At 61.7% G+C, this 12,059-nt stretch carries 10 protein-coding genes; 9 read left to right on the forward strand and 1 reads right to left on the reverse strand.

The annotated features are described in order from the left end of the window. Positions 1-177 precede the first annotated feature (177 nt). The 4 genes from tpiA to IEW00_RS07375 all read left to right on the forward strand — a co-directional run bounded on the left by tpiA (position 178) and on the right by IEW00_RS07375 (position 4,233). On the forward strand, positions 178-924 hold the full coding sequence (gene tpiA / locus IEW00_RS07360; RefSeq protein WP_268235795.1) for a triose-phosphate isomerase: 747 nt from the start codon (positions 178-180) through the stop codon (positions 922-924). 158 nt (positions 925-1,082) lie between these two features. Then, positions 1,083-1,538 (forward strand): preprotein translocase subunit SecG, encoded by a 456-nt coding sequence (gene secG / locus IEW00_RS07365; protein WP_188513708.1) that lies wholly within the window; start codon positions 1,083-1,085, stop codon positions 1,536-1,538. Positions 1,539-1,639: 101 nt separating this feature from the next. Next, entirely contained in the window at positions 1,640-3,277 is a 1,638-nt protein-coding gene (gene pyrG, locus IEW00_RS07370) for a CTP synthase (RefSeq protein WP_188513709.1), read from the forward strand. Between the two features lie 272 nt (positions 3,278-3,549). Next, positions 3,550-4,233, forward strand: a complete 684-nt coding sequence (locus IEW00_RS07375; RefSeq protein ID WP_188513710.1) for a Crp/Fnr family transcriptional regulator — start codon at positions 3,550-3,552, stop codon at positions 4,231-4,233. Between the two features lie 358 nt (positions 4,234-4,591). On the opposite strand, the gene IEW00_RS07380 is transcribed toward IEW00_RS07375, so the two are convergent. Beyond that, positions 4,592-5,074 (reverse strand): Hsp20 family protein, encoded by a 483-nt coding sequence (locus IEW00_RS07380; RefSeq protein ID WP_188513711.1) that lies wholly within the window; start codon positions 5,072-5,074, stop codon positions 4,592-4,594. 548 nt (positions 5,075-5,622) lie between these two features. On the opposite strand from IEW00_RS07380, the gene IEW00_RS07385 reads away from it, so the two are divergent. From IEW00_RS07385 to dnaE, 5 genes are all read left to right on the forward strand, one after another. After that, entirely contained in the window at positions 5,623-6,861 is a 1,239-nt protein-coding gene (locus IEW00_RS07385; RefSeq protein ID WP_188513712.1) for a lipoprotein-releasing ABC transporter permease subunit, read from the forward strand. After that, positions 6,854-7,528, forward strand: coding sequence for an ABC transporter ATP-binding protein (locus IEW00_RS07390; RefSeq protein ID WP_188513713.1), 675 nt, complete (start codon positions 6,854-6,856; stop codon positions 7,526-7,528). The genes IEW00_RS07385 and IEW00_RS07390 overlap by 8 nt, the downstream gene beginning before the upstream one ends. After that, entirely contained in the window at positions 7,525-8,001 is a 477-nt protein-coding gene (locus tag IEW00_RS07395; RefSeq protein WP_188513714.1) for a glutathione peroxidase, read from the forward strand. The genes IEW00_RS07390 and IEW00_RS07395 overlap by 4 nt, the downstream gene beginning before the upstream one ends. Positions 8,002-8,158: 157 nt before the next feature. After that, positions 8,159-8,497 (forward strand): hypothetical protein, encoded by a 339-nt coding sequence (locus IEW00_RS07400; protein WP_188513715.1) that lies wholly within the window; start codon positions 8,159-8,161, stop codon positions 8,495-8,497. A gap of 42 nt (positions 8,498-8,539) precedes the next feature. Beyond that, positions 8,540-12,025 (forward strand): DNA polymerase III subunit alpha, encoded by a 3,486-nt coding sequence (dnaE, locus tag IEW00_RS07405; protein ID WP_188513716.1) that lies wholly within the window; start codon positions 8,540-8,542, stop codon positions 12,023-12,025. The last annotated feature ends 34 nt before the right edge of the window (positions 12,026-12,059 follow it).

Here is a 12,059-nt window from a genome sequence, read left to right on the forward strand (position 1 = left end):
GCCGGAAAGGGGCCTGCCCTGTTAAGACGCGGGGTGAAAATGCGCGCGAGCTTTAGGGGGCTTTGGCGCGGGCATCAACCCTCCCGCGAGCATGCCGTGACCGCCACTGGTCAAGCCGGGTACGATTTGCTAGCCGCCAGTCGTAATTGCAAAACGCACATCAAGGGACAGACCAGCGTGAGCCAGCATAAATCCTATATCGTCGGCAACTGGAAGATGAATGGCTATCAGGCCGACATATCAAAATTACAGGCGATTGCCGATGGCTCCGGAAGCGATGCGGGGGTCGAAGTAGCGATCTGCCCGCCCGCAACGCTGATCGCGGCGTTTGCGCAACGCGCCGGCGGGGTTCGCATCGGGGCGCAGGATTGCCACGCCAAGTCATCGGGCGCGCACACCGGGTGCCTGTCTGCAGCGATGCTCAAGGAAGCAGGTGCGACCTTCTCGATAGTGGGTCATTCCGAACGCCGCGCCGATCAGGGCGAGGGCGACGCCGATGTGGCCGCCAAGGCGCAGGCGCTGCACGAGGCAGGGCTTGGCGCAATCGTGTGTGTCGGTGAAACCCTGGAACAGCGTGATTCCGGCGATGCGATCGCCATGGTCACCGCCCAGCTTGCCGCATCCTTGCCTGGCGCGGCATCGGCGGATTGGTTGTCGGTGGCGTATGAGCCGGTCTGGGCGATTGGCACCGGCCGTGTGCCGCGATCTGAAGATATCGCTGCGATGCATGCCGCGCTTCGGGCAACCCTGACCGACAGGCTGGGCGCTGCAGGCGCTGGCGTACGCATTTTGTACGGCGGATCGGTCAACCCGGGCAACGCGGCCGAAATCCTGGCGATCCCGGATGTTGGCGGTGCGCTGGTCGGCGGTGCCAGTCTGAAGTCGGAGACCTTCCTCCCGATCATCCAGGCCGCCCCGCGGTGACACGTGGTGCGCGGCTGGTTGCGCTGGCGCTATTCACTCGCCCCTGCCAGCTAGTTGCGCTGGCGCGATCCACTCGCCCCTGCCAGCTAGTTGCGCTGGCGCTATCCACTCGCTATGTGCGCGCCAACACTTTTCCTTTTGTCTGGGTCTGACCGTTCATGTCGTCGATATTCCTGTTCATCACCATCGTGCAGACGCTGATTGCTGCTGCCATGGTGGGTGTCATCCTGATGCAGCGTTCCGAAGGCGGCGCGCTGGGCGTGGGCGGAAGCCCCAATGGCCTGATGTCGGCGCGCGGCGCGGGCGATCTGCTGACCCGGATGACTGCAGTGCTGGCGACTTTGTTTGTAGTGCTCAGCATCGTCCTGGCCGTAATGGCAGCCAATATCCACTCGACCGGCGACATCGATACCTCGTTGCAGCGCGGCGCTGCGGCTCCGCTCACCGATCCGCTGGCAGCGCCTGCGACTCCTGGCATGCCCGGTAGCGGTGATCCGCTGTCGGCTGCCGGTGCGCAGAACACCGCTCCGGCCGATGCTGCTCCTGCTCAGAGCGCCCCGATGCAGACCGCTCCGGCACCCGCTGCGCCTGCAGGCGAGGCCCCCGCCAACTGATCTGCCCGCCGCATTTGGGCGGTATGTGCACAGTTTTTTGTTTTCCTTACGGATTCGCGCGCTTGTCAGCCCTGCGCGCGACCGAGTAACGGGTTGTTCCCATGGCGCGTTTCATTTTCATCACCGGCGGCGTGGTTTCATCGCTTGGCAAGGGCCTCATGGCCGCCAGCCTTGGCGCATTGCTCCAGGCACGCGGCTATCGCGTCCGCATCCGTAAGTTCGATCCGTATCTCAACGTCGATCCGGGCACGATGTCGCCCTATCAGCACGGCGAAGTCTATGTAACTGATGACGGCGCCGAAACCGATCTCGATCTTGGCCATTACGAGCGCTTCACCGGCGTTTCTGCACGCCAGTCGGACAACGTGACGTCGGGCCGCATCTATCAGACTATCATCCAGCGCGAGCGCCGCGGCGATTATCTGGGTGCGACCGTTCAGGTCATCCCGCACGTCACCGATGCGATCAAGGAATTCGCCCAGGCCGAAACCGAAGACCTCGATTTCGTCCTGTGCGAGATTGGCGGAACCGTCGGCGATATCGAAAGCCTGCCGTTCATCGAGGCCATCCGCCAGTTGCGCAACGATATCGGGCGTGAAAACACCGTCTTCGTCCATGTGACTCTTGTGCCGTATATCGCTGCTGCCGGCGAGCTGAAGACCAAGCCCACCCAGCACAGCGTGCGCGAACTGACCTCGCTGGGCATCCAGCCCGACATCCTGCTGTGCCGCTGCGAAAAGCCGCTGCCCGATTCGGATCGGGCGAAGATCGCGTTGTTCTGCAACGTCCGCAAGGAAGCCGTGATCCCCGCGCTCGATGCCAAGAGCATTTATGCGGTGCCCACCCAATATCACGCCGAAGGCCTCGACAACGAGGTACTGCGCGCCTTTGGCATCCACGATTCGCCCGAGCCTGACCTGTCGCGCTGGACCGACATTATGGAACGGCACGAACACCCCGAAGGCGAAGTCACCATCGGTGTGGTTGGCAAATATGTCGGCCTGCAGGATGCCTACAAGTCGCTGCACGAAGCCCTGGTCCATGGCGGCCTTGCCAACCGGGTCAAGGTTCACGTCAAATGGCTCGACGCCGAGCTGTTCGAGAAGCTACCCGATGACGAGCTTGCCGCGTTGCTCGAGCCAATGCACGGTATTCTGGTTCCCGGCGGTTTTGGCGAGCGAGGCAGCGAGGGCAAGATTTCCTCGGTCCGCTTCGCACGCGAACGCGATGTACCTTTCTTCGGGATTTGTTTGGGCATGCAGATGGCGTGCATCGAGGCGGCCCGGAACACATCGGGGATCATGTCGGCCTCGACCACCGAGTTCGGTGCGACCAACGAGCCGATCGTCGGCTTGATCACCGAATGGATGGGCGAAACCGGCCTGCAAAAGCGCAGCGCCGAAGGCGACCTGGGCGGTACCATGCGCCTCGGCGCATTTCCCGCCAAGCTCTCGGGCAACAGCCGGGTGCGCGGGATCTATGGCAGCGATACGATCAGCGAGCGCCACCGGCATCGCTATGAGGTCAACACCGCATACCATGACCGGCTCGAACAGGGCGGCCTGGTGTTCTCTGGTATGTCGCCCGATGGCGTGCTTCCCGAAATCGTCGAGCGACCTGATCACAGCTGGTTTGTCGGGGTACAGTATCACCCCGAACTCAAGAGCAAGCCGTTCGATCCGCACCCGCTGTTCGCAAGCTTCATCGAGGCAGCTGTCGCGCAGAGCCGCCTGGTTTGAGTCGGTGCGCGTAGCTGGCCCAGAGCCAGCACGCCCCCTTTTTAGTGACGCAGGTTAAATGCGGCGAAGATCGGCCGCAAAACACCGCGTGATGCGCCAATTTACCACACCGCATAACGACTTTTTTACGCTATTTGACATTGTTGTGCGGTGGCGCACAGCGGCGTAATGGGTTTCGTGGGAAGAAACATCTGTCGGCAGCGACGGGGCGGTTGAAGCAAAGTTGCTCGATCGGATCGACTGCTGACAGAAAGGAAGGGGAAGATCCGATCATGCACGCCAATGAGCTTGCCGCACTTCTGGCTAGCCACAGCCTGTTTGCCGATTGCGAAACCGATGAGCTTTCCGACATCATCCTGCGGGGTCACTTTGTGCGCTTTCGCAAAGGCCAGGAAATCATGGGCCAGGGTGATGATGGCGATAACCTGCTGATCATCCTGACCGGATTTGCCCGTGTCAGCATGGTTGCCAGCAACGGCCACGAGATTGTGCTCGATTATGCCGAGCCCGGTTATGTGATCGGTGAAATCGCATTTTTGGATGGCGGATCGCGAACGGCCTCGATCGAGGCGCTGACCGAGCTGACGGCATTGTCGCTCTCGCGTCCCGCGTTCGAGGAGATCGCCGAACGGCATGTGGCTTTGCCGCGGCGGATGCTGCGGGTGATGGCCAAAAGGCTGCGGCAGGCCAACGATGTCATTGAGGCGGACCGGGCGTTCACATCCGGACCCCGGCTGGCGCGCTATTTGTTGCGCCTGATGGTTTCGGGGGCAAACGAGGGCAAGCTCAAGTTGGACCTGAGCCAGAGCGAGCTTGGTACCTTCGCGGGATTGTCACGCGAACAGATTAATAGACAGCTCTCTGCTTGGTCCGACGCCGGGTTGATCGAGCTGGAACAGGGCAGGGTCAAGATCATCGACCGTGATACGCTGCTGGAGATTTCCGAAGCAGCGTGACGGGATATGGTGACGCACAAGTTTCGAGTTTTCCGGGGCTGGGCAAGGTTCATGCGACCCTACCGAACCTGGCCCCGGAGAAAACCCCGCGCCCTGAGTGGCGCGGGGTCACGAGTTTCACATTTTTTCCGGGGAAGGGTGCGGTAAATGCGACCCGGCCAATCCCTCTCCTGGAGAAAGCAGCGTCCTGAGCGGGCGCGGAGGGCGGGCCTGCAAAGGCTCGCCCTCTTCTGTTTGGTGGCCTTTGCTGTTTCCCCTACCGCTTGCAGGAGGGGAGAAAGATGCGCTTAACGCAAAAAGGGTGGGCCGTTGCCGACCCACCCCGTTGCAGTTTTACCCACAGTGAAACGAGCCAGTGTCAGGCCGCCTTCACATCACCTTCCTCAGAGGCTTTGCCCTCGACCACCGACAGCTTTGGGGCGCCGCTGATAGTAATCTTCTTGGGCTTCATCGCCTCGGGCACTTCGCGGACCAGATCGATGGTCAAAAGGCCATCTTCGAGCCCAGCGTCGCTGACCCGGACGAAGTCGGCCAGTTCGAACCGGCGTTCGAAGTTCCGGTTGGCGATGCCCATGTGGAGGAAGTTGCCGCGCGATTCGGTTTCGGCAGGCTTGCGGCCCGACACCACCAGCAGGTTTTGCTGCGCGGTGATGTCGATCTCTTCAGCCTTGAAACCGGCGACCGCAATGGTGACGCGGTAGGCGTCGTCGCTGTTGCGCTCGATGTTGAACGGCGGGTAATTATCGCCCTGTGCAGCCCGTGCCTGATTTTCCAGCAAGTCGAACAGCCGGTCAAAGCCAACAGTGGTGCGGCGATAAGGGGTAAAGTCAAAACGGTTCATCTTCAAAATCCTTTATATAAGCGATTTCATAGGTTTGAAGCCCACAGACGTGGCGCCTCGGTAGCGGTGAACCACCCCTAAGGCGTGGCTCACATCGGAAATTTAGGATTGCACAAACCGGTTTCAAGATGGATTTTTTGATGATGCGGGGTCGAATTTGCATCTGCGCGAGACGAAAAAAGAGCGTCCGGCCCCCAAGACCCGGACGCTCTTTATCAAGTCCCTCTGTCGCGCGCAGATGGCGATTGACCATGCTCGCAACGTCTGGGACCCTGGTCACCGCCGCTTTCCCCAAAACGACGGAAACTATCCCCGAACCCATGGCCGTAGCCGCTTGATCCGCGTTGTCATGATTCCGTAATGCGTTCCCTTAAGCTAGGATTATTAGCGGGTTCCCGTCATTTTTGGTTTATTCTGTGATCTATCTGCAACAGGTGTGCGGATGATGCGCCATTGTCAGCGAACCGGCGGCTGGCTAGAGCGTAAGCCTTGGTGCCTTTTCACCGCAAAGGCATCTTCCAGCCATCCGAAAGGTCCGGTCCACGTTTATGCTGTCCACTTTTGAATGGACGATCGCCAAACGCTATCTGCTGCCCGGGCGGGGCGAGGCGTTTATCTTCCTCGTTGCCGGCATCAGCCTGATCGCAGTGATGCTCGGCGTCGCTGCCCTCGTGATCGTGATGAGCGTGATGAATGGCTTTCGCGCTGAACTGCTCGACAAGATCGTCGGCCTCAATGGCCATGCGGTGGTGCAGGGCTATGGTGGGAGGCTTAAGAACTGGCAGGAAATCCTGGCTGAAACACGCAAGATGGACGGCGTCGTTGCAGCCTCGCCGCTGATCGAACAGCCGCTGCTGGTCAATTACGAGGGCCGGGTGGAGGCGATATTGGTGCGCGGGACCGATGCCCCCGACATTGCCGACCTCCAGAGCAAGACCGTACTGGGATCGATCACCGCGCTGAAGGCTGGTGCATCGAAGGTCGCGATCGGCTCGCGCCTTGCGCAGAATCTGGGCGTGCGGATCGGGGACAGCATCACGATCATCAACCCTACCGGTCGTTCGACGCCATTTGGTACGGTGCCGCGCGAAATCCTGTATGAGGTTGCCGCGATCGTCGAGATCGGAATCTACGATTACGACAAGGCCTTTGTCATCATGCCGATCCGCGACGCTCAGCTTTTGCTGCTGCTGGGTGATCAGGTTGGGATGATCGAGATCACCACCCGCGATGCCGACCGGGTGAGTGACATTCTCGCGCCGCTGGCAGAGCGGTTGCGCGGCCAGGCCCAGATAGCGGACTGGCGCACGATCAACGCATCGTTGTTCGAGGCGCTGGCAGTCGAACGGGTGGCAATGTTCATCGTGCTGTCGATCATCATCCTGGTGGCCGTGTTCAACATCTTGTCGTCGCTGATCATGCTGGTGCGCGCCAAGACCCGCGACATCGCGATCCTGCGCACGATGGGGGCCAGCCGAAAGTCTTTGCTCAAGATCTTCATCACCGTGGGGCTGATCATCGGGTCGCTGGGCACCTTGGCCGGGCTTGGGCTGGGCTTTGTGTTCCTGTATTTTCGCCAGAACATCGTCCTGTTCGTGCAGATGGTGACAGGGCAGGAACTGTGGGATCCATCGATCCGCTTCCTGACCGAGCTGCCCAGCCGTACCGATCCCTATGAGGTGCTCGGTATCACCGCGATGGCGATGATCTTCAGCTTCCTCGCCACGCTCTATCCGGCGCTCAAGGCGTCGAGTACCGATCCTGTGCAGGTGCTGCGTTATGAGTGAGGCCGTCATCCATCTTGCCGACGTCCGCCGCAGCTTTGCGCAGGGCGGGGTCACCATTGATGTGCTCAAGGGGATCAATCTGGCGGTTCAGCCCGGAGAGATCGTTGGGCTGCTCGGACCGTCGGGCTCTGGCAAATCGACGCTGCTGCAGGCGGTGGGCTTGCTCGAGGGCGGGTTCACCGGCTCGATACGCATCGCCAGCGAGGAAGCCGCCAACCTTTCGAGCAACGGCCGCACGTTGCTGCGCAAGACGGCCCTGGGGTTCATCTACCAGTTTCACCACCTGCTTCCCGATTTCACCGCGCGCGAGAATGTCGTGCTGCCCCAGCTGATCATGGGCAAGACCCGTGATGAGGCTGCAGAGCGTGCTGACCAGCTGCTTTCGCGGCTGGGTCTTGGCCAGCGGCTCGACCACCGGCCCAGCCAATTGTCTGGCGGGGAACAGCAACGGGTTGCCGTCGCCCGGGCACTGGCCAACCGTCCAAAGGTCGTTCTGGCCGACGAACCGACCGGAAATCTGGACGAGGCGACCGCCGACATAGTGTTCGCAGAGTTCCTCCATCTTGTAAGGGAGGAAGGCAGCGCGGCATTGGTGGCCACCCATAACGAAAGACTGGCCACGCGCATGGACCGGGTTGTCCGCCTGCACGATGGAAGGATCGCATGACCGTTTTTGATTTCAACATGCCGTTGCCCGATGGCAGCAGCAAACCCCTCACCGATTATGAAGGCAAGGTGCTCCTGATCGTCAACACCGCGTCGAAATGCGGTTTTACCCCGCAATATGAAGGGCTTGAGGCGCTGCACCGCGAATTGGGCGACCGCGGGTTCGAGGTGCTGGGCTATCCCTGCAATCAGTTTGGTGCGCAGGAACCGGGCGATGCCGAGGAAATCAAGAACTTCTGCTCGCTGACCTATGACGTCACCTTTCCGCTGTCGAAGAAGATCGCGGTCAATGGCGAAGAGGCCGATCCGTTGTGGAAATACCTCAAGAGCCAGCAGGCCGGCCTGATGGGCAGCCGGACGATCAAATGGAACTTCACCAAGTTCCTGGTCGATCGCAAGGGCAATGTGGTGGCGCGCTATGGATCGATGATCAAGCCCGAGCAATTGAAGGCGGATATCGAAAAGTTGCTGTAACGGGTTAACGATAGCGGCCGAATGGCAAAGTGTCGTGTTCCGGCGAAAGCCGGAATCCAGAGCGTCGTGGTGCAATCTGGCTCCTGGACTCCGGCTTTCGCCGGAGAACGGCTAGGGTAAATCGCGCGAATCACCGCACTAGCAGGACAGTTCCCCTATGATCGAAGCCATCAGCACCTGGGCGAATGAACTTGGGGCGCAGTATGGCGTCAACCCGTGGATCTTCGCCTCGATCTATGTCGGCGCGATCCCGCTGTTCCTCGCCAGTATTGCCTGGCTGGTGCGCAACGCGCGCGCTGGCAAACCGACGCTGCTGCCGGTGATGTGTGCAGGCGCGTGCTTCGTCTCCGCCTATGTCTATCTGGCGATCGTCGGCAAGGATATCCCGCTTTGGGTGTGGTTCTTCCTCGGCGCGCTGATCTTCTACGGTATCTGGTCGACGGTGCGCGATGTCCGGCGCAAGATTGCCGCGCAGGATTTATCCACCGGCGAGTGATCCCGCTTTCCAGAATCGCGGCAAAGGCGATAGCAATTCCCCATGGCCTATGAACCCTTCGTCCCGCTTCGCGTGTTCTCGGCATACACCATGCTCGAAGGCGCGATTGAGCCCAAGGCGATTGCAAAGACCGCACACGCGCGCGGATTTCCGGCGATCGCGCTAGCCGATCGCAACGGCCTGTACGCCGGGATGCCCTTTGCCGAAGGGTGCTTCGAAGGTGGAATCCAGCCGGTCATCGGCACGCTGCTGTGCGTCGCCCGTCCCGATGTCGGAGGACCGGTGCCGGTGCTCGACTGGATCGCGCTGTATGCGCAGAACGCCGCCGGCTATGACAATCTGTGTGATCTGGTGTCGCACGCACATCTCGATCGCCCGCTTGAGCTTCCCGCCCACGTCCCGTTCGAGCGTCTCGAAGGCCGCACCGAGGGCGTGATTGCACTGACCGCAGGCGGCGAGGGTGCGCTTACGCGGTTGCTCGCCGCCGGACAGTCTGACGCTGCAGAGGCGTATTGCGACCGGCTGCAGGCCTTGTTTGGCGACCGGCTGTATATCGAACTGTGCCGCCGGGGTGAGGAGGCCGAGACCCTGGCCGAGACCGCTCTGCTGGATCTGGCCTATGCACGCAACCTGCCGATCGTCGCCACCAACCCCGCATGCTATTCTGACCCCGGCTTCCACGCCGCGCATGATGCAATGCTCTGCATTGCGCGCGGCGAATATGTCGGCGCGGCCAACCGCGAACGCAGCTCGCCCGAGGCCTGGATCAAGTCCGCGCCAATGATGCGCGAATTGTTCAGCGATCTACCTGAGGCTTTGGTCAACACGATGGTCGTGGCGCAACGCTGCGCCTTCGCGCCGCCCAAGCGCAAGCCGATCCTGCCCAGCCTGGCAGGCGACCTCGAGGGCGAGGCCGCACAGTTGCGCGCGGATGCGTTCGCAGGGCTCGAGATGCGGCTGTCGACGTACACCGACCAGAGCGAGGAAGAGCGCAAGGCGTATTTCGAGCGGCTCGAGTTCGAGGTCAACGTCATCGTCGGAATGGGCTTTCCCGGCTATTTCCTGATCGTTGCCGATTTCATCAAATGGGCCAAGGATCACAACATTCCGGTGGGGCCGGGGCGTGGTTCGGGCGCAGGCTCGGTTGTCGCCTGGGCGCTGACGATCACCGACCTTGATCCGATCAAGCTGGGGCTGCTGTTCGAGCGTTTCCTCAACCCCGAACGCGTCTCGATGCCCGACTTCGATATCGACTTCTGCGAAACGCGGCGCGGCGAGGTGATCCGCTACGTTCAGGCGAAATACGGCCGCGATCATGTCGCGCAGATCATCACCTTCGGGAAGTTGAAGGCACGCGCGGTGCTGCGCGATACCGGCCGTGTGCTGCAGATGGGCTATGGCCGCATCGATGGCCTGTGCAAGCTGGTCCCCAACCACCCCACCGACCCGTGGAAGCTCGACCGCGCGCTCGCCGGCGTCGAGGAACTCCGGCACCAGTATCGCGACGATGCCGAGGTCAAGCGGCTGTTCGATCTGGCGATGCAGCTCGAAGGCCTGCCGCGGCACAGCTCCACCCATGCTGCCGGCGTCGTCATCGGCGACCGTCCGCTGGCGCAATTGGTGCCTTTGTACCGCGATCCGCGTTCGGACATGCCGGTGACCCAGTTCGACATGAAATATGTCGAGACCGCGGGGCTGGTGAAGTTCGACTTTCTGGGATTGAAGACGCTGTCGGTGCTGCACAAGGCGACCGAGATGCTCTGCCGTCGCGGCATCACGGTCGATCTGAGCACATTACCCTGGGATGATGCTGGCGTTTACGAGCTGCTCAAGCGCGGCGACACCGTCGGCGTGTTCCAGCTCGAATCCGAAGGTATGCGCCGCACGCTGGCGCAGGTGAAGCCGACCGCATTCGGCGACATCATCGCGCTGGTCTCGCTCTACCGCCCTGGCCCGATGGACAACATTCCAAGCTTCGGCGCGCGCAAGAATGGCCGCGAGACGATCACCTATCCGCACCCCTTGCTTGAGGATATCCTCAAGGAAACCTACGGCATCATCGTCTATCAGGAACAGGTGATGCAGGCAGCCCAGGTGCTCGCAGGCTATTCGCTCGGCGATGCCGACCTTTTGCGCCGCGCGATGGGCAAAAAGATCAAGGCCGAGATGGACCAGCAGCGCGGCCGCTTCGTCGAAGGCGCTGGCCGCAACAACATTGATACCAAGAAGGCCAACGAACTGTTCGACTTGATCGACAAGTTCGCCGGCTATGGCTTCAACAAGAGCCACGCTGCGGCCTATGCGCTGCTTGCGTATCAGACCGCGTGGGTGAAGGCGCATTATCCGCACGAGTTCTACGCAGCGTCGATGTGCTTCGACATGCACCAGAGCGAGAAGCTCAACATTTTCGTCGACGATATGCGCCGGATGGGTGTGGTGTGCCTGCCGCCATGCATCAACGCCAGCGAAGCTGAGTTCTCGGTCGAGGAGACGGCAGATGGCCTTGCGGTACGTTATGCGCTGGCAGGCCTCAAGAACGTCGGCGAGAAGGCGATGGAGGCGGTGGTCGCCTCGCGCGTTGCCGGCGGCGCGTTCGCCTCGCTGGGCGAGTTCGCCGACCGGGTCGATGCCGGCCTCGTCAACAAGCGTCAGATCGAGAGCCTGGCTGCAGCAGGCGCCTTTGACGGCTTCGAGATCGAGCGCTCGGCGGTGCATGGGGGCGCGGACATGGTGTTGGCGGTGGCGGCCGACGCGCATCGTCAGCGGACCAGCGGGCAGGGCGGCCTGTTTGGCGATGTCCAGCAGCCCGGCCAGTCGCTGCGGCTGCCCGCATCCAAGCCCTGGGCGATGGGCGAACGGATGACCCGCGAGCGCGACGCGTTCGGCTTCTTCTTCTCCGCGCACCCGGTCACCGAATTTGCCGCAACCGCGCGGTCGCAGGGGGCGCGCCCCTATCAGCAGGTGCTCGAAACGATGGATGTCCGCGTCGGCGACCGCAAGACCGCCAAGATCGCGGCGCTGGTCGAAGGCTGCAACCGACGCCAGAGCAAGCGCGGCAACGCCTTTGTGATGGTCGACCTGTCGGACGAAAGCGGCCAGTTCTCGGCCAGTTCGTTCGATGACGATATCGTCGCGGCCATGCCCGAATGGGCGAGCCAGTCGGCCTGCCTTCTGATCGAGCTCGAGTTCGACCGGTCGAGCGAGGACCAAGCGCCCCGCGCAACGATCCGCCGGGCAAGGCCGCTCGACGAGATCAAGGTCACGCTGCGCCACCGTGCCAAGATTGACATCCTTCGCCCCGAGGCGCTGACCCAGCTGTCGCAGCTGGTCGGCGATCCGGGCAGCGGGCAGGACGAGCTGCACGCCCGGCTGATCATGGGGCAGGGCAGGGTGATGCCGGTGAAGCTGGGCAACCGCTTCCGGCTCGACGCCGAAACCATCGACGCGTTGCGCGCGCTTGACGGCATCATGCTGCGCGATGTCGAGTCCTTTGCCGCCCCGCGCCCCGATCTGCGCTTGGTGAGTTGACTTAAGCGCCGCTTCGGGCTTTCTGATCCAACAG

The sequence above is a fragment of the Blastomonas aquatica genome (assembly GCF_014639875.1).
Classification (GTDB): Bacteria; Pseudomonadota; Alphaproteobacteria; order Sphingomonadales; family Sphingomonadaceae; genus Blastomonas; species Blastomonas aquatica.